Below are 22784 nucleotides of genomic sequence, written 5' to 3'. Positions count from 1 at the left end.
CGTTCTAAATGTTACACACAAACCTTAATTACCGTTGTTTTATTTTATGTAAAAGCTTCGATTAATAATGAATTGGTATGAAACAGTTTGCGATCATATTAGTCTTATTGGGCATTTCGCTGTTTGTACAGGCCCAAACAACCGTTAAGAAAGTAAAGAAAGTAGTTCAGGTAATGGCACCGCAAACTTTTTACCTTAACGGTAGAGCTAGGGGCACTTTAGGCGGCAAGTCTACGGCAACATTTAATGTTACACTTCCCAAAAATACCGTAGAATGGTTTTATTCGTTTACTACCTCTAGGGCCGAAAAACCTAAGGTAAGTATTGGTCTGCTGTCTCAACTTACAAGGTTTTATGATCCAACAGGTCTATCGGCTATGGCTACCAACGCCGTACTTACCCCGTCTGGTGCAGGCGTTTGCGATATCTATGTGATGGATAGGGAGAATTGTGACAAGTTTATGAATAGAATAGATCATCTAAGAGGAGCTTATCGATATGATACAGACGACTCGCGAGAGAACTATAAAAATGGCACTGTTCATATCAAGGAAATCCCATCTTTAGAAGTGTGTTTAGGGTTTCGAAATCCGAGTGCTACCGAGGGAACTTCTATTACTTTCGAAGTAGCGGCCATTGTTGAAGAAGATAGTGTGGTGATAAAGAGTATGCGTGAAATTGAAGCGGAAACTTTCGCTCGGCTTGGTCGAAATTCTTTTGAAAGAGAAGAGTACGACCGTAGTTTAGAACTCAACAAAAGAGCGGTTGAATTAGATCCTGAATTGGAACGCCCGCATCACGACATTGGGATGGTGCATCTCGTGAAAAACGACTATATCTCAGCCATCAGTAGTTACGCCACTGCGATTACCCTTTTCAAGAAATCTACAGAAACTGCTTATTGGTTCAATACCGCTATCAATGATCTTAAAAGTTTGATCGCCAAGCATGGCGAACTGGAAGGGGCAAAGGATATTCTCGAAATGTTGAAAAGTGAAGCGCCAAACTAGCAAATCATCGCAAAGTGTATAAACAAAAAACAAAACGTAGTGTTATGAGATTATCAATATACGGCTATGACAGAACATTTAGAAACTTTTAGAACAGAACTTCTAACTTATTATCAAGACTATTTACTGATGGCTGATTTTACGTCGAACGGTAAATTGCTGCTGTTAGCCAAGCCCTTTGTAGATTTCCACCAAATCATTGTAGACTTATGTGATAATATGATTGATATGGTTGATTTTAGGGAACATTTAGATGTGCATCTTTACCAATTTGGTAAGAATGAGCTTGTAGAAATTGTAATTAATTAATCTCTCAAACATTTTAAGTTTTAGCTTGTTTAATCGCTACAACAATTCATCTATGCAACAGCTACAGCTAAGCCCTCGGTCTAAAGGTGGTATTCCGCCAAAAAAGACAACAAAATCTTACCAACAAAAGGCAACCGAAGCGGCCGGTTATCTCTTCGAATTATTTAATGATGCAATTGAATATACTCCTGGCGAGCTAGAAGAGCAACAAGGTGTATTTAGCTTGAAAGTTAGAACCAATTTAGGCACTTCTTTTCATGTTGATATTACCTTCACTCGTTCTGAACTTCGTCTGCAAGCGAAATTTCCATCAGGAATTTTGCAAACTGAGTTCAAGAAGATTAGACATTTCATTGAAGACTTGGAATGCTACCTTAATGTAGCTCACCCTTGGTAGGGGCTATAAATTGAGCGGCTAACTACTTTTTTTAGCAGTTGAATACTTGATATGCTGCCGAGTTATTATGAATGGCAGTTTCTTTGCATACACACAAGAACCATGAGAAAAGAGATCAGTATACTAGAAGATGATTGGGATATTATGGAAGTATTCCGTTTATTACTCGATGAAGAAGGGTACAAAGTAAATAGTTTTGCCAATGTTTCTTCATTAATGGCTAGCACCGCAACTCCCGATTTATACCTGCTGGATATTCGCTTGCCAGATGGTAACGGCATGGAAGTTTGCGAAAAGTTAAAAGATGATCCTCGTTATGCCAGCATACCTGTTATGATGCTTTCAGCACATGCTGATAAAAATCTTTTAATGGCCAATTGCCGTGCAGATGAGTTTATGGAGAAGCCTTTCGATATCAATAGGCTGTTAGAAAGTGTCTCTACACTGCTATCACCGCCAAAGGGAAAAATGCTAGATTAACTTCAGGACTTTATTCCTTTTATTGGCTTTGGAAACTGATTTCTACATGATGTATAAAGTAGATGGAATTATATCTTTGCTAAAAAACGCACAAAATGGGCATAGAGATAGAACACAAATACTTAATTAATCTAAGCGAATGGAACAAAGTAACTGCTACCGAACAGGTGCAAATTAGACAGGGCTACCTGCAAACAGATCCTAATAAAACCATTCGTGTAAGAACAAAAGGTGGGCAAGGTTTTATCACGATCAAAGGAAAAGCAGAAGGCGCTAGCAGGCTCGAGTTTGAATATGAAATACCACTTACAGATGCCAATGAACTATTGGATAAATTCTGTTCAAATTTAATTGAAAAGGTTAGGCATCACGTAATTTACAACGGTAAAACTTGGGAGGTTGATGTGTTTACAGGTTTAAACGCCGGATTAATTGTTGCCGAAATTGAACTGCGGAGCGAAGATGAAAGTTATACTTTGCCAAGCTGGGTAGCGGAAAACGTGACGAACGAGGTTAAGTATGCAAATTCAAATCTAGCTAGCACGCCGTATACTAGGTGGCGATGTTAGAAATCGAAGTTACTTTCTTGAACTTTGTACCACAAATTTTTTCCATTTTACAATCTGCTTCACATAAGCGTAATCTTAAAGCGATAGTTTTAATATCCCAGCGATAGTAGTAAGATTGTTTCGTACCACGCAATGACTGGTTAAGATCTATTTTACGTTACTTTTCTTCCTTATTAAACGTAAATTCTGCACCATTTTGGCGCAAGATCATTTTTCCTTCTAATGGATAAAACTCGAATTTAGCACCTACTTGATCAACCTTAAATTTGTCTTTCCCCGTAGCTTCAAGCGCTAACGGCTGTTGTCCATTACCTTGTCCAATTAGTAAATTTCCATTTTTAGTGAATGTAATTTTAAGCGGAATTTGTTTAGACGCATAAACACCTAGGTATTGATCTAGCTCTTCTGGTGTAGTACTGTAATTGGTAAAAACAGGGATTTCGTATGGTCTGCCATAAACCGCACTTAATACTGCAATAGAAATATTGTTGCTATTCATTTTGGTGCCGTTAGAAATTAGTGCATAGCTCAGGTTCCCATCAGCAAAATGACAAAAGGAAGAACTAAAGCCATCAATTCCGCCAGAATGTCCATAGCTCACTTTATTAGCAAAAGGCATTTGAAACAATCCAGCACCATAGCCATCTTTGATACGCTTCATTATATCAAGACTTTCAGCTTTCAAAAGCTTTCCGTTAAAGAGTGCATCTGCAAAAACATTCAAATCTTTAGGTGTAGATATAATTGCTCCAGCGCCCAAAGGGATGGAAGAATCGGTTTCTGCTTCAAGCGCCCATGTTCCAGTAAATTTGTAAGACTTGCACTCATTTTTATTCGGATCTATCTTTCCGAAAACGTAAGTGTTTTTTAATCCTAAGGGAGTTGTAATGTATTTTTTTAACAATTCTGGATAAGATTTTTTGAAGGCTTTTTCTAAGATGAAGGTTAGCAGCACATAATTAGAATTGCTATAATTCGCTTTACTTTCTGGTTCAAAATCACTGCCTGCTTTAACGATCAGTTCAACCATTTGCTCAGGCGTTTTGGCTTGTGTGTTCCAGGTTAAATAGTCTTGATCGTCTGTGAAGTTATGTATACCGCTTCTGTGCGTTAACAAATGTCTTAAAGTTATTTTGCCTGCATTTTTGATGGATGGAAACCATTTATCTATAGTCTGTTCTAATTTTAGCTTGTTTTCTTCAACTCCCTTTAAAGTGAGTACAGCGGTAAAAGTTTTTGAAATTGAACCTATTCTATATTTATGGTTTTCGGTTGCTTTGATCTTATTTTCAAAGTCAGCAAAGCCGATGGTTTTAGAGTAGATTACTTCTCCGTTCTTCGACACCGCAACGCTGCCCATAAATTGGTTGTTCTTATCTAGCGTATCGAAATAAGTATCTAGTTTCGATTTGTCAAAATCTACTTGTGCAATCCCGACCTTAACTAATAGAAGAAGTACTGCGAGCGTTAAATTTATGCGTTTCATGTTACAATGTTAATTTAGTGATATCGAGCTACTGAGATAATTTTTGTGGATTGTTCCTAAGCTAACATTTTTATATAAGATACGCAAATTACGCTTTGATGGCTTAAATAATAGCTTTTTAATTCCTGCGCCTACTGATAAAGCGACGGTTATATAATCTGTTTTAATGGTTTAATTTTTAAGTCTACAATAGATGTTCGTTCGTGTTGCGAAAGCACATAAATAACGCTTTGCGCAATATCATCTGCCATTAGCATTTCCATGTCCTCAATCTGCTGTAGCTTTTCATCCTGTGGTTGCTCCTGCATATCGGTATCAACGGCTCCCGGTTCAATTAGGGTAATGTTTATTCCCTTCGCATTAACTTCCTTCCTTAACGATTCCGAAAATCCCTGCAAGGCAGATTTGGTAGCCACATACACTGAACTACCATCTCTAGTATTGGCACTCATAGAGCCGATATGGATAATATGTCCTTTTTCCTTAGTTAACATTATCTTAAGCGCATGATTACTGCAGGCCATATAGCCTATTAGATTAGTTCTTACAATATATTCCCAGTCGCTGTAATTACCTTCTGTGATACTCCCATAACCTAATGAGGCATTATTAATTAACACATCTAAGCCGCCAAGTTCTTCATTCACGGTCATAAATACTCGTTCAATATCTTCTTGTAAAGAAAGGTCGGCGGCAACACCAAGTACTTGGGTCTCAGAATCGTCATGTTTAATTGCTTCTAAAGTTTCTTGGATCGCATCTTGGTGGCGACCAACAATCACAATATTGGCACCTAATTCTGCCAAGGTAATGGCTAAAGCTCTGCCTATACCAGTTGTACCGCCTGTAATGAGTATTCTCTTTTTAGCTATTCGTTTTGTATCGAAATATTTTTCCATGATGATTGATTTTGTGTCTATTAAAAACCACTGGTAACATGAGAAGTTTGTAAGCTAAATACCCCTTCTAATAAGGTGAATACCCAATTGTCAGAATAATATTAAGGTAGCAGAGCTGATGGCCAATCCTCTAGTTTTCGACAAATACTGGGCATATCTTTTGTGCCATGATTACTTATTCACCAAAAATCAGATAACGATGGAAAATCAAGCACCACAACACAAGAACGATCCGAAAGGTCAACATAACCCTGTTGATGGTCCAGGAAATGGAGACGACAGACCGCAAACCCATGACGGCATAGCTGATCAAGGTACTACAGCAGAAGAAGTGGGTGGAGAAGACCAAAAGGGTACAAATGCCAATGAAAGGGAAATTCCTGAGTTAAATCCAGATAGAAATGATGTAGAAAACCAAGAACCCACAGATTTTGATGAAAGTACTGGCTAGGATGTTGGTCTTAAGAGGAAGCGTACATCTACGCCTCGAAGTGTCAAGAAATACTGTTTTTTCTAATAGCAAAAACTTTTAGTTCATAATTTACTTAAACCTATCCGATGGGATGTCCCTGTCACTAAACCTTTTAGTTGAAATATCATGAATTATCAAGAAAATGAGCAACAAGGTACTGAACAAGGTTCGAACCTAGAAAACCAAAACATTGGTGAGCAATCGCAAGGCAGTCAAGACCACGATATCCTAAGGGATGATGAAGATCAATTAAATGGTTCTGGCCAATCGATCACTCAAGATGAAGAAACGGCCGCCGATGACTATGAACGCGATGAAACTGCAGATAGCGACTACGACCAAAGTGGCGATGGCGCTGACATGCAAGATGATGAGCTTGAGGATGACGTAACATTTGATCCAAATGCTGATGATGACGAGCGTGATGGAACGATCATCTAAGCGCAATTCAGGATGATTTTATTTAAGCTTCTGTAAGGAGGATGTTCAAAAAGACCTGATAGCGAACTTTTGAACATCCTTTTTTATTTAATATTGAAATTTTAGATGAAAATCGATAAAAAAGGTAAATAGAAGAGCCACGGGTGGTGGTTTGGGAGCAACACTGCTAATATTATTCATTTTGTTCCGATACTTTCAAGATAAAATACAGACTAGTTAAAAGATTTACTAAAAAGATGCCTCATACCGAAGAAATTTTGATGAAAGTAGCGGCTTTTGCTGCCGATGCACACGCTGGGCAACAGCGTAAATATGTTGATGAGCCTTATATCGAACATCCCGTTAGGGTAATGTATACATGTATGGTACAGCAACAACCATTGCCAGTGCTCTGTGCTGCGTTACTGCACGATGTTTTAGAAGATACTTCCGTAAGCGAAGATGAATTATTAGTTTTTCTAAATTCGATGTTTCATCCGCAAGAAGCAAAAGATGTATTAGGCATAGTACTTGAGCTTACTGACGTATTCGTTAAAAGAGATTATCCGCATTGGAACCGACAGATAAGAAAAGAAGCTGAATTGGAACGGTTAAAGCGAATTTCTAGCAGTGCACAAACCATTAAATATGCCGATATTTTAGACAATTCAGAGGTCATCGCCATGCAAGATCCCGGATTTGCTGCGGTATTACTGAAAGAATATCAACAACAAGTTAAAGCTTTACAGCAGGGAGATGCTACTTTGAGGCAAATGGCAATAGAAAAGTTGGAGTTAGCTTTAAAAGGATTGCCTCACAAGCAAGTCAGGAAGAATTTTTAAGGTAGATTTATATTTTAAAAAACCGAAGGTTAAGCAATTCTCCTTCGGTTTTTATTTGAGATTAGTGTGCCGTAGCTTCGTCTTGACTAATTTTTAACGGCATATCGCCTTTATCTCCTTTAATAATGCGCATAATTCTATAATTATGCTGCGCTTCCATTAAATGATGCTCTAGTGTAGGCAATTATTTGCTAGTGCAGGCTGTGTCTCGTTAGTACTTGCAGCTCTAAACAGGTTAACTGCCGCTTCGTGCTCCTTCACCATCAGCTGTGCGTAGAAGTGGTTTCGCTCATCAAACTTTAATGAATCTAAATGTGCAAGTATCGCTTTTTTATCATCAGGCAATCTCTGCGGTATGCTGATCTTATTTTGTTTGGCAATGGCTTTGAGTTCTCTTTGTGCCATTAAGTGATCTCTCACCATAATGGTAGCAAGGTTTTGGATGTCCCTATTTTCGGTGCGTTTAATCATAATCGCACTACTTTCTATTTCCATCATGGTACCAATCGCTGCCTTAGTAGCAAAATCATTTACGCTGCCTTTTTCCAACGCTGGATCTATCTTGTCTTTCCTAATTTGGTTAAGATTGTTCTGACTAGATGGATTGGGATTTTGTTTACAAGAAATTAAGGCAAAGCCCATCGAAACTGCTAGTAATAGTATCTTTTTCATGTTCTTTTAATTTTTGGTTACTTATAAAGCAACAGCCATGAGACTATTTGGTTTTAATTTCATCGGCATTTTACGGGATTTTCGTGTTTGTTTTGCGATAAATACCCAGCAGCTAATACACAAAATACCTATTTCTTTTTTTTGAAGAACTTTTCAGCGTAAGATCAATTTCATTATAAAATTAACCGTGATATGGAAGAAGAATTAGATCATCAGAATATTCCGCCACAAAAAATTGGCGAGCAAATGGATGTGGTTGAAAAGCGCTCTTTTGATGATGAATTATCTGCAATGGATTTTTTCGAATTGGCAAAACACCGACTGCTCGATGTTAATCATTGGTCTGTTTTGGCTGGTACCGCTTTGTCCAACTTTCAACTCACCAATAACTACGGTAATTTGGTAGATCGTTTGGTGGAGGAAGGAGATTATTTACGGATTGATATTCCTGGTCCAGGTTCTAGCGTTGGAGATGGCTACGACTGGGTGCGGGTAGAGTCCATAGTAGAAGAACGCGAGCCTGGAGCCGAGACGATTAGTGTAACCGTGAGACCTGCTGCAAATCCACTTTCTAATAACAGCGATACTGCCCATTTTCTTACAGAGCAAGCTACTTCAACTTTTCAGGTAAAACGCATAGGAACCCATATCTATGCCGCAGAACATGGTCGTAATGAGCTAGCCAATACTTACAACACAAGTACAACGGATAATATTCGGAATATGCTAGTAGGCTGGGCGGCTACATTAGGGTTTTCTTATCCGCAATGGAAATCTTTAGTGAGTGGATTACTCAAAGATCCTGATAAATAGCATTGAGCTTAAAATTAATCGAATAGCTGTTTAATTGATGTATTGGGTGGTTGCGTAGATGTGCGTAGTCAAATTTTTTACCACGCTAATTGTTATGTTTTTCTTTGCATCGTCTAAAAAATAAGACCTAAGAAAGACGATGAAAAACCCTACCTGCCAAAAACAAGAAGCCGTAAGTCTAATGCGCTTTATCTACATTATTATTTCGCTAATAAGCTGGATTGTGATCTGTAATTGCCTCTAGCAAAAACGTATATCAGCGCTACTGAACTAATTTAATTACTGATGAGATGAAATGGACTAATCCCAAATCTCGTTCATTGCTGTAAGAATGATTGGTTTGCCGTCAGTCACTACAATGGTGTGTTCGTGTTGCGCCATGTAACCGCCTCTATTGCCAACCATCGTCCAACCATCAGCTAAGGTTTCTGCAATAGTAGAGTCGGTAGAGATGAAAGTCTCAATTGCCACCACCGAATTTTTCTTGAAACGTGTTAAATTAAATCTATCCCTGTAACAGGCAACCTCATGTGGTTCTTCATGCAGACTGCGGCCAACACCATGCCCTGTAAGGTTTTTAATTACTTTGTAGCCACGTTTTTTAGCTTCTGTTTCAATCAAATGACCAATGTCAGAAATACGTACGCCACCTTTAATATTCGCAATGGCTTTTTGCAGGATATCTTTCGAAGCATCAACTAATTTCTGGTGATTGTTGACGTCGTTTCCTAAGATGAATGAACAACCGTTATCAGACCAAAAGCCATCCAGTTCTGCCGAAACATCAATGTTGATCAAATCTCCTTCCTTTAAAATCCTTTGTGCATTTGGTATGCCGTGGCAAAATTCATTATCAACGCTAATACAAGTATAGCCTGGGAAATTATAGGTTAAAAAAGGAGCCGATTTAGCACCAAACTCTTCCAACATCTTCCCGCCAAAATCATCTAGTTCTTTAGTGCTCATGCCAACTTTTGCATAATCCTTCATCGCTTTTAGCGTTAGGGCAACTGCTTCGCTAGCTTTTTGCATTCCTTGTAATTCGGCTTCGTTGGTAATAGACATGTGCTTTTCGTTTTGCTTCAAATTATGATGATGCAAAGTTAAAAAAAATAAGAAGTCTGGTCTGTCTTAAGGATGTAATTTCGCATAGAGCCATTCGCCAAAAGCATAGCCATTTTGGTAAATTCCAATGGCAATAACAAGCAAAATGATGGGAAGTAAAATCTTAAACCATTTTGATTTTAGTAATTCTTCTTTGTTCATGATGTAGTTTATTTAGGTTTTCTTTAGAACGATAAGCCGATTGAATTGTTACAGTTGTCAACTAGTTTTAACGTATTAATAACAAAAGCCTGTTATAAAATTCGCTCGTTTATCTTATCTTTAGGCGATTTTATCAAACCAGTCCTTTTTTTTGGACTTCTTATTTTCAAACATCATAAAATAAAAAACATGTCAAACTCATCAAAAATTATCTATACCAAAACAGACGAGGCTCCATTGTTAGCTACATATTCATTTTTGCCTATTGTACAAGCTTTTACAGCATCTGCAGGAATTGAAGTAGAAACTAGGGATATCTCTTTAGCAGGAAGAATTTTAGCAAACTTTCCTGAGTTTTTGAAAGATGATCAAAAAATTGGAGATGCCTTGACAGAACTTGGAACTTTAGCTAATACACCAGAAGCTAACATCATCAAGTTACCTAATATTTCTGCTTCTATTCCTCAGTTGAAAGAAGCTATTGCCGAATTGCAGTCTCAAGGTTTTGCATTGCCAAATTTTCCTGAAGATGCAAAAACCGATGAAGAGAAAGCAATCAAAGCAAAATATTCAAAAGTTTTGGGTTCGGCTGTAAATCCAGTTTTACGTGAAGGTAACTCAGATCGTAGAGCACCAAAGGCGGTTAAAAACTACGCAAAAGCTAATCCACACTCAATGGGTGCTTGGTCATCAGATTCTAAAACCAAAGTAGCTCACATGAACGATGGCGATTTCTATGGTTCTGAAAAATCTACAACGGGTGAAAACGATACCCAATTCAAGATTGATTTTGTAGATGCTAGTGGTGCAGTTACCGAATTGAAAGGTTTAGCTAACTTAAAAGCTGGCGAAGTAATTGATAGCTCGGTAATGAGTTTGGCAAAATTGAAATCTTTTGTGGTTGATGCCATTGAAGAAGCTAAAGCTACCGGCGTATTACTTTCTGCGCACTTAAAAGCAACGATGATGAAGGTTTCAGATCCTATCATTTTTGGTGCAATTGTAGAGGTTTATTTCGCAGAAGTTTTTACAAAATATGCTGAGCTTTTCAAATCTTTAGGAGTTGATACTCGTAACGGTTTGGGCGATGTTTATGCAAAAATTGCTGGTCATGTACAAGAGTTGGAAGTAAAAGCAGCAATTGATGCTACTATTGCTAACGGTCCAGCTTTAGCCATGGTTAATTCTGATAAAGGCATTACCAACTTGCACGTTCCTTCAGATGTAATTGTAGATGCTTCAATGCCTGCAATGATCCGTACTTCGGGCCAAATGTGGGATAAAGATGGCAAACAACAAGATACTTTAGCTATCATCCCAGATAGAAACTACGCTGGTGTTTACACTGCAACTATCGATGATTGCAAAAAACACGGTGCCTTCAACCCAACTACCATGGGTTCTGTACCTAACGTTGGTTTAATGGCTCAAAAAGCTGAAGAATATGGTTCTCACGATAAAACTTTCCAAGCTGCGGCTAACGGTACTATCCGTGTAAGCGATGCTGCTGGTAATGTATTTTTTGAACAGGCTGTAGAAGCTGGCGATATCTTCCGTATGTGCCAAACTAAAGATGCACCTATCCAAGACTGGGTGAAATTAGCCGTGAACAGAGCTCGTCTATCTAGCACTCCAGCTGTTTTCTGGTTAGATGAAAACAGAGCACACGATGCACAGATCATCAAAAAAGTGAATAAATATTTAGCTGATTTTGATACCAATGGATTGGATCTTCGTATTCTTTCTCCAATCGAAGCAACTAAATTTACTTTAGAGCGTATCCGTAAAGGTGAAGACACTATCTCTGTAACTGGTAACGTACTACGTGATTACCTAACCGATTTATTCCCGATTTTAGAATTAGGTACTTCAGCAAAAATGTTGTCGATTGTACCTTTAATGAATGGTGGTGGTTTATTTGAAACTGGTGCTGGTGGTTCTGCCCCTAAGCACGTAGAGCAGTTTGTTAAAGAAGGTTATTTACGTTGGGATTCATTAGGTGAGTTTTTGGCACTACAAGCTTCTTTAGAGCACTTGGCGCAAACTCAAGATAACTCTAAAGCGCAAGTATTGGCTGATGCCTTAGATGAGGCTAACGCGAAGTTTTTAGCAACTGATAAATCTCCTGGTAGAAAATTAGGAACGATTGATAACCGTGGTTCTCACTTCTATTTGGCGTTCTATTGGGCTGAGGCTTTAGCTGCACAAACTAAAGATGCAGACTTGAAAGCCAAGTTTGAGACATTAGCAAAAACTCTAGCAGAGAACGAAGCAAAAATTACTGCTGAATTGATTGAAGCGCAAGGAAAGGCTCAAGATGTTGGTGGTTATTACAACCCTAACGACGAATTAGCTTCGAAAGCAATGCGTCCAAGTGCTACGTTGAATAATGCTTTGGCAGGTTTGTAGTAGCATTTAAATGTTATATAGAAATCCTCCGGTAATTCACCGGAGGATTTTTTATGTTCCCATTTCGTCATTGCGAGGAATGAAACGACGCAGCAATCTTTCGCAATCACGATTTTGTCTAGCCCTCCGACAATTCCTTCACCTTTTCCAGTGCTACTGGCCATTTTTCTTCAAAATAGCTTTTATGCTCTTCGGTAGTATCCAATTCTACACTTAATAAAGATTTGCCGTCTTTTGTGCTTAACTTATAAGTTTCAATAGCGCCTGCCCATTTTTTTATCTCTTCGCTATCATAGTCTTCCACCCCATTCATATACATGCCTAAATGATGAATGGAAATGTATTCATTAGGTATATGTTCGGCAATTTTAGAAATCATTCCATCACCTTCCGCATTCACAAACAAAACCTTGCTTCCTATTTGCCAATCGGTTATTGCTCTAGAGCCCTCAGCAAAGGGAGCAGTCCAAACTGGATAGGTTGTTTCTCCTAAAAGTACATTCCATACTTTTTCTTTAGGCGCATCAATCTCGATTTTGAAATATATTCTTTCCATAATATTTGGTTTTAGCCATAGATGCACAGATTTTAAAAAATCTGATCAACAGCATTAATAATTTGGTTTTTTGCTTTTCTGTATCAATAAAATCTTTGCATCTGTGGTATTAATTAGTTTTATTGATTGAAATTACTAAAATCCATGAACAAGACATTCCATTTATGTCCATCTAAATCAGTAAAACCGCCACCATACATCCAACCATCTTTTTCGCCACCTTTAGCGTAAATGTAAGCACCTGCAGCCTCAGCTTTCGCTAAAATCTCATCTACTTCCGTAGGGTTTTCCGCATCGATAGAAATCAAACATTCCGTTTTATTTTCTAAATCAGCTATTTTAAAAGGAGTAAAGCTGTTAAACACCTCATCGGTAAAAAAATTAACGATAAAATCCTTTTGCCCAATTTTAAAAGAAGCCATGGTGGCACTTTGTGGCGCATGCGTGTTTAAAGTAAAACCGATTCTCGTAAAGAAGTCAGTGGTTTTCTGGATGTTTTTAACTGGCAGGTTAAGCCAAATTTCTTTAGTCATGGTTTTATTGTTTAAGTTAAGTTAATCAAATTTCACCAAAAAAGCCAGTTTGCTTCGGGTTAAAAACGACAATAGAAAGGGTTGTAAAAGACTTTCTTTACTTATTGGATATCAATTTCTATGTTAAAAAAATAAATTCCTAGTCATGCAACAAAAAGATTTTTTATGCCTCTAATAGTTGAAGTTATAAAAAATTCGATGAAAATTTGCTTCGTACGAAAGTTATCCTACCTTTGTTTTATGCAACAGAATAACGTGAATAATTCAATACCAGAACCAACCCGAGCAGAGTTAGAGATTTTACAGGTTTTATGGGAATATGGCGCAAGCACTGTCCGTTTCGTAAATGACGAGCTTAACAAGCAAAGAGATGTAAATTATACTTCTACCTTAAAGCAAATGCAGATCATGGCCGAAAAAGGGATTTTAAAGCGTGACGAAAGCCAGATGAAACACATTTATGCACCTGTACAAGCCGAAATTAAAACCAAAGATCAACTATTGGACAGATTTGTGAATACTTTGTACAAAGGCTCTACTACTAATTTGGTAATGCAGCTTTTGGGCAATGAAAAAACTACGAGGGAGGAATTGGAGGAGATTAAGAAAATGCTGAAAGACTTAGAGAAGTAACAAATTTAAAATATTAACGGAACCACAATTATGGACTTTCAATGGTTAAACTTTTTACCTGCAGACTGGGTTAATGCACTTTACAGCACCTTGTTTCATTCTTTATGGATAGGGTTGCTGATGACGCTGCTAGTTGGAGCTATTGTTCTGGGTACAAAAAATAGCTCGCCAGCCTTAAAATATAATCTGCTTACAGGTTTGCTGGGTACGTTTTCTATTGTTATGATTGTTGTTTTCTATCAGTCGCTAAACAACGTTAATCTTTTTTCGGCTTTTTTAAATAGAGATGTTTCAAACTCAAATTCCACATTTAAATACAATTTTGTTAACGATATAGCTACTGTTGTCACTACTTTAAGCACTTATGCTAATCAGCTGCTGCTGGTGTGGTTAGGTATTATTCTTATGAAGGCGGTAAGGCTGCTGCTTGGCTTGCAAGGTGTTCATCATTTGAAACATACAAAAATTTTCGATGCTGGTAACTTTTGGCAACATAAAGTAGATGAGCTTTCGCAACAGCTGTATATTAAACAAAGTGTTCAAATTTTTCAATCCGGCATTGCTAAAATTCCTATGGTTATCGGGCATTTTAAGCCAGTTATTTTAATGCCCATCGGCATGCTAAACCACTTAAGTTTAACCGAAGTTGAAGCCATTTTAAGCCACGAATTGGCGCATATCAAACGTAGAGATTATTTGGTGAACATCTTTCAGAATGTATTGGAAGTGCTATTTTTCTTTAATCCGGCGGTGCTGTGGCTATCTCGATTAATAAAGGAAGAGCGAGAAAATTGTTGCGATGATTTGGCTATTTCATGCACTAATGATAAGAGCGGTTACCTTAAAGCATTGGTGTCGTGTCAAGAATTTAACTTAAATGCTACCGGCTTTGCAATGTCTATGGCCAATGGCAAAGGCCAATTGATTTCACGTATCCGTAGAATTGCCTTCAATAAAAAAGCTTCTTTAGGGAGTTTAGAAAAGACAATATTAACAATGTCGTTGTTATTGGTTTTAGCATTAAGCGTAGCTTTTACATTGAGTGAAAAGCCAAAACACATTGTAAAAACCACTACAAGGAAAGTACAAACCATTACAGCGCATAGCATTACTGAAACTATTGATGAGAAAACTAGGATGATACAAACTCCAAAACATACTTCTACCAAAGCCAAGTTCTCCAAAAAGGAAGTTATTTATTCAGAAGATTTGGAATTGGGAGTAGCCGGTCCAGCAAGTAAAAAAGTTGATGTAAAGAATGAAGCTATTGCAACTTGTGCAAAGGTTGATCCTGTAAAATCGGTTGAGTTTTATGCGCCACCGGTTTCTAAAACGGTGAGTACAACTACATCTACCACTACTAGCACTGTAAAGGTTGATGGAAAAGTAGTCGTTCATGTTTCATATCAAGGAAAAGATGCAAGGGAAGATATTAAAAGAGATATGGTAAATGATAATATCATCGTAATTGGAGAAAATCCATCCTATGTTTTAAACAGAAACGAAATGTTGGTGAATGGCGTAAAACAGGATACTAACACACATCAAAAATATAAAGAGAAATATATTACCAGAGCCGATACCCAATATCGCATCGGTAGTTAAACAAAATAAAAGCTTTAATGAAATCAAAATTCAAGGTTATATTGACCCTATGGCTTGCCATTGCCTCAATTTATGCTACCGCACAGCAAAGTAGCACTTCAACAATCAACGGAAAAATTACAGATAGTGATCTTAAACCCCTTGATTTGGCCACGGTAGCCTTATTTACTGCTAAAGATAGTGTGTTGGTTAAAACTGTTTTTACAGAAGCTGATGGAAAATTCTCTTTCGATAAGGTGGCAAACGGTAATTACCAAATCAGGATTGCATTGGTGGGTTATTTAAATTACAGAAGCGAAGCCATTGTTGTTAGTGAGAGCGACTCGAAAATTCTATTAGGCGATTTAAAGCTTACTACCGCTACCAAAACCTTAAATACGGTAAATATTGTATCAAAAAAACCTTTCGTAGAGCGTAAAATAGATAGAACCGTAGTTAACGTAGATGCTTTGATTTCTAACGCTGGTACTTCGGCACTTGATGTTTTAGAGAAATCACCAGGGGTAAGTGTAGACCAAAATGGAAGCATTAGCCTAAAAGGAAAACCAGGTGTAATGATCTTTATTGACGATAAACCTAGCTATCTTTCTGGTGCAGATCTAGAAAATTACCTTCGGTCATTACCGTCATCCATGGTAGATCAAATAGAATTGATGACCAACCCGCCAGCAAAATATGATGCCGCTGGAAATGCAGGTGTCATCAATATCAAAACAAAAAAAGATAAAGCTGTTGGATTTAACGGTTCTGCTAATGTTAGTTTAAATCAAGGTAAAAAAACAAGATCGAATAATAGCCTCAACCTAAACTATCGCAAAAACAAGCTCAATTTTTTCGGGAACTTTGGTTATAATCTGAGTAACACTTTTACAGATTTAGATTTAAATAGAACTTACAAAAAGCCCGATGGTAATGTAGATTATTTCTTCAACCAAAACTCCTATTTCCAAAGACATGGCAATACGTTTAACGGCACCGCTGGAATGGATTTTTACCAATCAGATTTTACCACGTGGGGTGTAGTTTTAAAAGGGAATTTAAGGAATGCTGATAACGTGAATGACAATACCAGTAATTTACTGCATCCATTGAGGGTAAAATATTCGAGCATTGTAGCCAAAAATATGGATGATGTTGACTTCAAAAATGGAGGTGCTAATATCAATTATCGTCATAAATTTGGTAAAACAGGTAAAGAAATTACGGTTGATGGTGATTACATTAATTACAACACCAGAACAGACCAACAATATTTTAATGATACCTATGACGGTAATGGTAATTTGATAATGCAAGACTTGCTAACTGGACATTTGCCTGCAAAAATTAACATCTACAGCTTAAAATCAGATTATTCGCAAGGTTTAGGCAAAAATTGGAAAATGGATGCGGGTGCTAAATCGAGTTACATTAAAACCAATAACATTGCCAGCTACTTTTTAACCGCTAACAACGTAACTTCTCCAGATTACGATAAAAGTAACCACTTTTTATATAGTGAAAATATCAGCGCTGCTTATTTAAACTTAAGTTCGGAGGGGAAGAAATTTTCGGTCCAAGCTGGTTTAAGGGTAGAAGGAACTATTTCTAAAGGTCACCAGTTGGGCAATATCATGAAACCCGATTCTAGTTTCAAGAGAAGTTACATCAACGCCTTTCCAAGCTTATATTTCTCATACAAGTTAGATACTACATCCACCCATCAGCTTGGGTTAAACTATGGTAGAAGAATAGACAGACCGTTTTATCAAGATCTAAATCCGTTCTTTTCTCCGTTAGATAAGTTTACTTACTATGTAGGAAATCCATTTTTGAAGCCGTCATTTACACAAACTATTGAGCTTTCGCATATGTACAAAAACAAAATTACCACTGCAGTAAGTTATAACCATACACGTGATCAGGTTAATGAGACGATTGAGATTGTAGATGGAACATACTACAGTCGACCAGCTAATATTGGTAAACAAGAGGTTTATAATGCTTCGGTTGATGCAAACTTAGATTTTGCAAAATGGTTGGGTTTGCATTGGTTCGGTCAGTACACCTACATTCATTCACAAAGTGATTTTTATACAGGTTTCTTAAATACTAAAGGTGGTTTTTTCTCTAGCAATGGCCAATTGCAATTAAAGTTAAATAAAGGCTGGAGTGGAGAAGTAAACTACAGATATCAAACTAAATTAAGAAACGTACAGTTTGAAATCGGTAAAGTTTACGACATCGGTTTGGCTGTTCAAAAGAAACTTTCTACAAGTAGCACTCTGCGTTTAAGTGCAACGGATATCTTTCAAACTAGAGCTATTAACGGTATCATTAACAACTTAAATTTAACCGAAGCCAACTGGAGAAATAGAGGCGATTTTACAACAGTTGCCGTGAGTTATACGTACAGGTTTGGTAAAGCAATTAGCAACTTACGTAGGCATAATGCCAATGGAGCACAAACAGAGCAGAATAGAGTGAAAAATTAAAAAGTGTTTACTTTAATTTTGAGTATTAAAATGAAGATTTAAAACTTTTTTGACTAGAGCTATTTGTTTTATCGCTTAATTATCAGTAACTTCATACTGTGATTTCAGTGCTTCTACGATGAAAAGGGGTGGCCTTCTTCTTTTAATCATTTTTATTTTACTTGCATTTAAGCAGGGTAACATAGGAGCGTCCAAAAAGGGTACATTTAACCTTCCTGTTGGCATTACCTCTAAAGACTACCTTCCAAATACACTTGTTATTAAATTTAAAGAAGGTGTGAGGCTAGATGTGGTTACTCAGAGTACAGCAAGAGAGCTTTCTACAAACGGGATTTCACTAACAGCACTAGAACCTATATTTAAGGAACAATCGAAAGGCAACCAAGCGCTCGCAGATAAAAATGGATATAATTTCGAGCTTTACTACCATATTAAATATCAAAGTAATGCTAACATAGAAAAGGTAATTAATACGTTGTTGGTTAGTGATAACATTGCATATGCCGAACCTAGTTACATACATAGTACTTGGCATACACCAAATGATGTGGCTTATAGCACGCAATTTTATTTATCACAGGTAAGGGCGCCACAAGCTTGGGATGTTTTGAAAAACTCCTCTAATGTAATTATTGGTATTGTTGATACTGGTTCTGAAATCACTCATCAAGATTTAGCTGCGAATATTTACTACAACACGGCAGATCCGGTTAATGGTATAGATGACGACGGCGACGGCTTTATAGACAACTACGCTGGTTGGGATTTATGTGGAGCTTCGGCATCTACGATGATCCCAGATAACGATCCAAATGTAAAAAGTTCAGCAGCAGATCATGGTGTGCATGTAAGTGGTATCGCAAGTGCGGTTTCAAATAATGGTTTAGGAGTAGCTAGTTTAGCTTACAATGCAAAGTTGCTGATTGTAAAAGCTGGTGCAGATGATGCCGCAAGATCTATTTACAAAGGTTATGAGGGCATTAAGTATGCTGCCGATAAAGGCGCTCACATCATTAACTGTTCGTGGGGAGGTGCAGGCGGTGGACAATTTGGCCAAGAAATGGTGAATTATGCCATTAGCAAAGGCTGTTTGGTAGTGGCTGCAGCGGGCAATTCTGGCAATGATTATCCAATATACCCAGCAGCTTTTGATGGGGTGTTGGCGGTAGCAAATTTAAACGCTGATGATACCAAAGGTTCGGCTTCTAATTACGGCACTTATGTTGATATTTCTGCTCCAGGCCAAGGTATTTACAACACTGTGTACAACAATAGTTATTCATATTACTCTGGCACATCGATGGCCGCACCACTAGTATCTAGTGCGGCTGCATTGTTGAAAGCAAAATATCCTACCTACACAGGAATTCAAATTGGTGAAATATTACGAGCAACTGCTGATCCGATAGATGCGAAAAATCCAACCTATGCAAATATGTTAGGCCGTGGAAGACTAAATGCTTACAGAGCTTTAACCGAGTCGGCTGCTTCGGTACGTTACCAGAGCATTTCCATTAGCGATCAGAGTGCTGGCAATAGGGCACCAGGCACAGAAGTAACCATGCGATTTAGCCTGAAAAATTTTCTCATTCCAGTAAATTCGTTAAATGTCAGTATAGCTAGCAATAGTAGTTTCGTGCAAGTCTTAGATCAAAACATCAATGCAGGAAATTTCAATACTCAAGAAACGAAAACGGATATTGGTCCTATAAGAGTTAAGGTTCTACCTAATGCACCAGAAAACCATGAAGTTACTTTTACAGTAAGATATACAGGTAATAATGGTTCCTACACAGATTTTGAAAGTTTTAAAGAAGTTTTTGCATTAGATTACCTCAATATTCGAGTGAATAAAATTAGTACTACTTTAACTTCAAATGGTAGGGTAGGGTACAGTCGTCCAAATGCTACAGCCGGTTTAGGTTTTGTATATAAGGATGAAAATATGCTGTACGAAGCTGCGCTCTTAATTGCCAAATCTGAAACGCAGGTAATGAACAATGCGAGGATAGATGCCAGTTATAGTGATGATTTTAGAAGACAGCAAATAGCAGCAATGGTATCGCCATCTACAGCCAATTTTGAAGGTACAACTGTTTTTACCGATGCTGGGAGCGCTAGCCCGATTGGTTTAAAAATACTGGCTAAAGGTTTGGCTTTTGATACTGCTACCGATGATAAATATGTGATCATGGAATACGAGATTGCTAATACAGGAAGTGCAGATTTGGAAAATATCTATACTGGTTTATTTACAGATTGGGATTTGGACGAATCTTCAGCGAATGCTACGCAATACGATGCAGCTAATAAATTGGCTTACGTATATGCAAAAAAGAATGCTGGTTATCCTTTTGCTGGAGTTAAATTGTTGAAATTAACTGCTCCAGCCTCCTACTATCCACTTTCTTATCAGGTGCCGGGTAATTTTTTGGCAGATAATTATTTTACGATAGCTGAGAAGTACCAAACGCTAACTTCTGGAGTGCAGGCAAATGGTTTGGGGCATGATGTTGCTAATGGCTATGATGTAATGTTTACCATAGGAAGTGGCCCCTACAGTATCCCTAAAAGTGGATCAATAAAAGTTGTTTATGCGTTTTTAGCTGGAGATAACAAAAACGATCTGATAGCAGTTGGAGATGCAGCACAGACCAAATATGTCGACTTGCAAAAGAAAGTTGATAAAGTGTTGCCTGCCGAATATGTGCTTAAACAAAACTATCCAAATGCTGCAAAGAACTATACTTATCTACCTGTAGATTTACCAGAAAAAACCGCATTAGAAATTACAATTTATAATATTGACGGTAGGAAGCTGAGCAGTATCGTAAATGGTGTGTTTGAAGCAGGTAGCTATCGTTTTTATGTTGATACTAGTCGCTTCCCTAATGGAATTTATACGTACAGCGTAAATGCTTCAAACTTTAAGCAAGCAAAGAAAATGGTAGTGGCCAGGTAAGCAATTCATTGGTTCATTAGCCATTATTAATTTGCAATGGATGATTTACCTACTTCATTGCTACATAGCATTAAAACAAGCTCTGCAACGAGGTTCGTAACTGTCTTTTTCTCCTAGCAAAACTCTCGATTCGCTAGCTGCGGTGCGATAAGAATACACCGCTGGGCTACCACATTGCATACAGACAGCATTTACCTTAGTTACATGTTCTGCAATAGCCATTAAAGCAGGCATAGGCCCAAAGGGCTTCCCTAGAAAATCCATATCTAAACCTGCAATAATCACTCTAATTCCTTTTCTAGCCAATGTATTGCAAACCTCTGGCAGTTCTTCATCAAAAAATTGAGCCTCATCTATGCCTACAACTTGGGTGTTTGTGCCTAAAAGTAAAATCGCAGCCGAGCTATCAACGGGAGTAGATTGAATAGCGTTTTTGTCGTGAGATACAACAGCGGTATCATCGTAACGTGTGTCTGTCTTCGGTTTAAAAATCTCTACATTTAACTTAGCGATTTGGGCTCTTTTCAGCCTTCTGATCAATTCTTCAGTCTTGCCAGAAAACATCGAACCACAAATTACTTCAATACTACCACTAAATTCTCCCCGTCTAAAGTTTTGTTCGCTAAATAACATGTAAGGTATTTTTAGCCAAACTTAGATAAATTTGCTTTGATATGCAATATAATCTGTTAGTGTATAAGCTCAATTTAACGTTCTCTCCTAGACCATAACAAGATATATTCATCAAGAGAAAATATAAAAGATTTTTATAGTATTTTTGGCTGAATTATTAACATAAAACCCCGAAATTTTCGTTACAACTTTATGATTTAATAATTGTTAGGATAATTGGGTCGTACATGGCTGGCCGTTAAAGAAAATGCAACAGATGAAACAAGAAGCTCTTTTCAAGAAATTAGGAAACATACTCAACGAATTGAATGAACAGTATCAGTTTTTATCTCAAAATCCTGAGCAACTGAGCGAATTGGAACTAGAGTTGTTTTTAGCTAACGCTAATTTCTTGGCTGATCATATCCAAATCATCAAAAAATTAAATTTACCACTACATGCTTTACCAGTTGCTTTGCAATCTCAAAACACACCAGAAGAAGTTGTGATTGATGATGAAATAAGTGATGAATTGAAGGATGTACAGCAAGTAGAGGCAATTACTTTTGCGAATGTACCAGATGAAGAAGTCTTCGAGGCTCCAACTCCCATCCTAATTGAAGAAGAAATAGAAGAGGAAGAAGCACCACTAGCTGAACATGAAAGAGAAATTTTTAAGTTCGATGAAGAACCTGAGCATACTTTTGAGTTTATTTTGAATGATGGTAGTTTTTCTGAAGACGACAAGTTTGATTTTGAAGAAAAGTCCACAGATCAGTTATTTGATAGGCCACTAAGCAAAGAAGAGGAGCTAATTCTAGAGCACAAAAAGAAGGTAAAAGAAAACTTAATTCGTGATCCGGAAGAGTTGGAGGAAGATGAAATTGGACCAGAGCCATTTTTGGTGCATGAGATAGAAAAGGAACCTGTTGAAAAAATAGAAGAAGTACAAAGCACACCAGTAATAGAGCAGCTTGCAACTCCAGTTGTGGCAGAAGTGAAAAAGGTAGTAGTAGAAACTGTAGAAACTACGAAGGTTGAGATTGAAACCAGTAAACCTACCCTAAATGATATTCTTGCTGGTAAGAATACAGGTACTAGATTAAATGAAACATCAGGCAGTACAATTACTGATTTGAAATCGGCAATAAACCTGAACGATAAACTACTTTACATTAAAGACCTGTTTAATGGCTATAATTTAGCTTACGCTGAAGCAATTGATATTGCCAACAAAATGCCAAATTTTGATGCAGCTGATAACTTCTTCCAAAAGAACTATGCTGCAAAGAATAACTGGGCAGATAAACAGGCTACGGTAGATAAATTCTATTTATTGTTGAATAGAAGATTTAAGGATTAACC

Annotated in this window: 24 protein-coding genes; 15 read left to right on the top strand and 9 right to left on the bottom strand. The window is 37.5% G+C overall.

Translation table 11 applies throughout. The features are described 5' to 3' along the window. Positions 1-77: 77 nt before the first annotated feature. From AC23ME_RS17875 to AC23ME_RS17855, 5 genes are all read left to right on the top strand, one after another. Positions 78-1010: a tetratricopeptide repeat protein gene (locus tag AC23ME_RS17875; RefSeq protein WP_487729125.1), complete on the top strand. Its 933-nt coding sequence runs from the start codon at positions 78-80 to the stop codon at positions 1008-1010. A 66-nt stretch (positions 1011-1076) separates the two neighbouring features. Further along, complete coding sequence (locus AC23ME_RS17870; protein WP_487729124.1) at positions 1077-1319, top strand: hypothetical protein; 243 nt, start codon at positions 1077-1079, stop codon at positions 1317-1319. A gap of 52 nt (positions 1320-1371) precedes the next feature. Beyond that, complete coding sequence (locus AC23ME_RS17865) at positions 1372-1716, top strand: hypothetical protein (protein WP_487729123.1); 345 nt, start codon at positions 1372-1374, stop codon at positions 1714-1716. 102 nt (positions 1717-1818) lie between these two features. Then, positions 1819-2196 (top strand): response regulator transcription factor, encoded by a 378-nt coding sequence (locus AC23ME_RS17860; protein WP_487729122.1) that lies wholly within the window; start codon positions 1819-1821, stop codon positions 2194-2196. 95 nt (positions 2197-2291) lie between these two features. Beyond that, positions 2292-2765, top strand: coding sequence for a CYTH domain-containing protein (locus tag AC23ME_RS17855; RefSeq protein WP_487729121.1), 474 nt, complete (start codon positions 2292-2294; stop codon positions 2763-2765). 157 nt (positions 2766-2922) lie between these two features. Here the strand turns inward: AC23ME_RS17855 and AC23ME_RS17850 are convergent, their stop codons facing one another. Both AC23ME_RS17850 and AC23ME_RS17845 read right to left on the bottom strand, forming a co-directional pair. Beyond that, the gene (locus tag AC23ME_RS17850; RefSeq protein ID WP_487729120.1) at positions 2923-4251 is read right to left on the bottom strand and encodes a serine hydrolase domain-containing protein; all 1329 of its coding nucleotides are present in this window, start codon (positions 4249-4251) and stop codon (positions 2923-2925) included. Between the two features lie 149 nt (positions 4252-4400). Further along, positions 4401-5150 (bottom strand): SDR family oxidoreductase, encoded by a 750-nt coding sequence (locus tag AC23ME_RS17845; protein ID WP_487729119.1) that lies wholly within the window; start codon positions 5148-5150, stop codon positions 4401-4403. A 199-nt stretch (positions 5151-5349) separates the two neighbouring features. On the opposite strand from AC23ME_RS17845, the gene AC23ME_RS17840 reads away from it, so the two are divergent. The 3 genes from AC23ME_RS17840 to AC23ME_RS17830 all read left to right on the top strand — a co-directional run bounded on the left by AC23ME_RS17840 (position 5350) and on the right by AC23ME_RS17830 (position 6884). Further along, positions 5350-5601, top strand: coding sequence for a hypothetical protein (locus AC23ME_RS17840; protein WP_487729118.1), 252 nt, complete (start codon positions 5350-5352; stop codon positions 5599-5601). Positions 5602-5748: 147 nt separating this feature from the next. After that, positions 5749-6063, top strand: a complete 315-nt coding sequence (locus AC23ME_RS17835) for a hypothetical protein (protein WP_487729117.1) — start codon at positions 5749-5751, stop codon at positions 6061-6063. 236 nt (positions 6064-6299) lie between these two features. Beyond that, positions 6300-6884: an HD domain-containing protein gene (locus tag AC23ME_RS17830; protein WP_487729116.1), complete on the top strand. Its 585-nt coding sequence runs from the start codon at positions 6300-6302 to the stop codon at positions 6882-6884. Positions 6885-6945: 61 nt separating this feature from the next. Here AC23ME_RS17830 and AC23ME_RS17825 read toward each other — a convergent pair whose 3' ends face one another. Both AC23ME_RS17825 and AC23ME_RS17820 read right to left on the bottom strand, forming a co-directional pair. After that, entirely contained in the window at positions 6946-7068 is a 123-nt protein-coding gene (locus tag AC23ME_RS17825; RefSeq protein ID WP_487729115.1) for a hypothetical protein, read from the bottom strand. Then, positions 7056-7556, bottom strand: coding sequence for a DUF4142 domain-containing protein (locus AC23ME_RS17820; RefSeq protein WP_487729114.1), 501 nt, complete (start codon positions 7554-7556; stop codon positions 7056-7058). The genes AC23ME_RS17825 and AC23ME_RS17820 overlap by 13 nt, the downstream gene beginning before the upstream one ends. 192 nt (positions 7557-7748) lie before the next feature. On the opposite strand from AC23ME_RS17820, the gene AC23ME_RS17815 reads away from it, so the two are divergent. Then, positions 7749-8369 (top strand): hypothetical protein, encoded by a 621-nt coding sequence (locus AC23ME_RS17815; protein WP_487729113.1) that lies wholly within the window; start codon positions 7749-7751, stop codon positions 8367-8369. Positions 8370-8669: 300 nt separating this feature from the next. On the opposite strand, the gene map is transcribed toward AC23ME_RS17815, so the two are convergent. Together map and AC23ME_RS17805 are read right to left on the bottom strand one after the other, a co-directional pair. Next, positions 8670-9434, bottom strand: coding sequence for a type I methionyl aminopeptidase (gene map / locus AC23ME_RS17810; protein ID WP_487729112.1), 765 nt, complete (start codon positions 9432-9434; stop codon positions 8670-8672). Between the two features lie 66 nt (positions 9435-9500). Then, entirely contained in the window at positions 9501-9635 is a 135-nt protein-coding gene (locus AC23ME_RS17805; protein WP_487729111.1) for a hypothetical protein, read from the bottom strand. A gap of 189 nt (positions 9636-9824) precedes the next feature. On the opposite strand from AC23ME_RS17805, the gene AC23ME_RS17800 reads away from it, so the two are divergent. Next, entirely contained in the window at positions 9825-12044 is a 2220-nt protein-coding gene (locus tag AC23ME_RS17800; RefSeq protein ID WP_487729110.1) for an NADP-dependent isocitrate dehydrogenase, read from the top strand. A 118-nt stretch (positions 12045-12162) separates the two neighbouring features. Here the strand turns inward: AC23ME_RS17800 and AC23ME_RS17795 are convergent, their stop codons facing one another. Further along, positions 12163-12600, bottom strand: a complete 438-nt coding sequence (locus AC23ME_RS17795) for an SRPBCC family protein (protein ID WP_487729109.1) — start codon at positions 12598-12600, stop codon at positions 12163-12165. Positions 12601-12719: 119 nt separating this feature from the next. Beyond that, positions 12720-13133 (bottom strand): VOC family protein, encoded by a 414-nt coding sequence (locus tag AC23ME_RS17790; protein WP_487729108.1) that lies wholly within the window; start codon positions 13131-13133, stop codon positions 12720-12722. Between the two features lie 240 nt (positions 13134-13373). On the opposite strand from AC23ME_RS17790, the gene AC23ME_RS17785 reads away from it, so the two are divergent. The 4 genes from AC23ME_RS17785 (at position 13374) to AC23ME_RS17770 (ending at position 20807) form a co-directional block, all read left to right on the top strand. Beyond that, positions 13374-13766, top strand: coding sequence for a BlaI/MecI/CopY family transcriptional regulator (locus tag AC23ME_RS17785; protein ID WP_487729107.1), 393 nt, complete (start codon positions 13374-13376; stop codon positions 13764-13766). Between the two features lie 30 nt (positions 13767-13796). Next, positions 13797-15371, top strand: a complete 1575-nt coding sequence (locus tag AC23ME_RS17780) for a M56 family metallopeptidase (RefSeq protein WP_487729106.1) — start codon at positions 13797-13799, stop codon at positions 15369-15371. Between the two features lie 17 nt (positions 15372-15388). Continuing rightward, complete coding sequence (locus AC23ME_RS17775; protein ID WP_487729105.1) at positions 15389-17845, top strand: outer membrane beta-barrel protein; 2457 nt, start codon at positions 15389-15391, stop codon at positions 17843-17845. Between the two features lie 118 nt (positions 17846-17963). Continuing rightward, on the top strand, positions 17964-20807 hold the full coding sequence (locus AC23ME_RS17770) for a S8/S53 family peptidase (protein ID WP_487729104.1): 2844 nt from the start codon (positions 17964-17966) through the stop codon (positions 20805-20807). 60 nt (positions 20808-20867) lie between these two features. Here AC23ME_RS17770 and AC23ME_RS17765 read toward each other — a convergent pair whose 3' ends face one another. After that, a complete protein-coding gene (locus AC23ME_RS17765; RefSeq protein ID WP_487729103.1) occupies positions 20868-21440 on the bottom strand; it encodes a thymidine kinase in 573 nt (190 codons plus the stop codon). 256 nt (positions 21441-21696) lie between these two features. On the opposite strand from AC23ME_RS17765, the gene AC23ME_RS17760 reads away from it, so the two are divergent. Further along, positions 21697-22782 (top strand): hypothetical protein, encoded by a 1086-nt coding sequence (locus tag AC23ME_RS17760; RefSeq protein ID WP_487729102.1) that lies wholly within the window; start codon positions 21697-21699, stop codon positions 22780-22782. Positions 22783-22784 lie beyond the last annotated feature (2 nt).

This window comes from Pedobacter sp. T50_32 (assembly GCF_057652195.1).
Note: the sequence above shows the minus strand (reverse complement) of the source record. Positions and strands in the feature narration are given on the sequence as shown.

Excerpts from the sequence above, each read along its gene's own strand:
- AC23ME_RS17840 (WP_487729118.1), top strand. The coding sequence starts at position 5,350 with ATGGAAAATCAAGCACCACAACACAAGAACGATCCGAAAGGTCAACAT.
- AC23ME_RS17765 (WP_487729103.1), bottom strand. The coding sequence starts at position 21,440 with ATGTTATTTAGCGAACAAAACTTTAGACGGGGAGAATTTAGTGGTAGT.
- map (WP_487729112.1), bottom strand. The coding sequence starts at position 9,434 with ATGTCTATTACCAACGAAGCCGAATTACAAGGAATGCAAAAAGCTAGC.
- AC23ME_RS17855 (WP_487729121.1), top strand. The coding sequence starts at position 2,292 with ATGGGCATAGAGATAGAACACAAATACTTAATTAATCTAAGCGAATGG.
- AC23ME_RS17775 (WP_487729105.1), top strand. The coding sequence starts at position 15,389 with ATGAAATCAAAATTCAAGGTTATATTGACCCTATGGCTTGCCATTGCC.
- AC23ME_RS17850 (WP_487729120.1), bottom strand. The coding sequence starts at position 4,251 with ATGAAACGCATAAATTTAACGCTCGCAGTACTTCTTCTATTAGTTAAG.
- AC23ME_RS17835 (WP_487729117.1), top strand. The coding sequence starts at position 5,749 with ATGAATTATCAAGAAAATGAGCAACAAGGTACTGAACAAGGTTCGAAC.
- AC23ME_RS17800 (WP_487729110.1), top strand. The coding sequence starts at position 9,825 with ATGTCAAACTCATCAAAAATTATCTATACCAAAACAGACGAGGCTCCA.
- AC23ME_RS17820 (WP_487729114.1), bottom strand. The coding sequence starts at position 7,556 with ATGAAAAAGATACTATTACTAGCAGTTTCGATGGGCTTTGCCTTAATT.
- AC23ME_RS17770 (WP_487729104.1), top strand. The coding sequence starts at position 17,964 with ATGAAAAGGGGTGGCCTTCTTCTTTTAATCATTTTTATTTTACTTGCA.
- AC23ME_RS17865 (WP_487729123.1), top strand. The coding sequence starts at position 1,372 with ATGCAACAGCTACAGCTAAGCCCTCGGTCTAAAGGTGGTATTCCGCCA.
- AC23ME_RS17870 (WP_487729124.1), top strand. The coding sequence starts at position 1,077 with ATGACAGAACATTTAGAAACTTTTAGAACAGAACTTCTAACTTATTAT.
- AC23ME_RS17860 (WP_487729122.1), top strand. The coding sequence starts at position 1,819 with ATGAGAAAAGAGATCAGTATACTAGAAGATGATTGGGATATTATGGAA.
- AC23ME_RS17830 (WP_487729116.1), top strand. The coding sequence starts at position 6,300 with ATGCCTCATACCGAAGAAATTTTGATGAAAGTAGCGGCTTTTGCTGCC.
- AC23ME_RS17875 (WP_487729125.1), top strand. The coding sequence starts at position 78 with ATGAAACAGTTTGCGATCATATTAGTCTTATTGGGCATTTCGCTGTTT.
- AC23ME_RS17785 (WP_487729107.1), top strand. The coding sequence starts at position 13,374 with ATGCAACAGAATAACGTGAATAATTCAATACCAGAACCAACCCGAGCA.
- AC23ME_RS17805 (WP_487729111.1), bottom strand. The coding sequence starts at position 9,635 with ATGAACAAAGAAGAATTACTAAAATCAAAATGGTTTAAGATTTTACTT.
- AC23ME_RS17795 (WP_487729109.1), bottom strand. The coding sequence starts at position 12,600 with ATGGAAAGAATATATTTCAAAATCGAGATTGATGCGCCTAAAGAAAAA.
- AC23ME_RS17815 (WP_487729113.1), top strand. The coding sequence starts at position 7,749 with ATGGAAGAAGAATTAGATCATCAGAATATTCCGCCACAAAAAATTGGC.
- AC23ME_RS17845 (WP_487729119.1), bottom strand. The coding sequence starts at position 5,150 with ATGGAAAAATATTTCGATACAAAACGAATAGCTAAAAAGAGAATACTC.
- AC23ME_RS17790 (WP_487729108.1), bottom strand. The coding sequence starts at position 13,133 with ATGACTAAAGAAATTTGGCTTAACCTGCCAGTTAAAAACATCCAGAAA.
- AC23ME_RS17780 (WP_487729106.1), top strand. The coding sequence starts at position 13,797 with ATGGACTTTCAATGGTTAAACTTTTTACCTGCAGACTGGGTTAATGCA.
- AC23ME_RS17760 (WP_487729102.1), top strand. The coding sequence starts at position 21,697 with ATGAAACAAGAAGCTCTTTTCAAGAAATTAGGAAACATACTCAACGAA.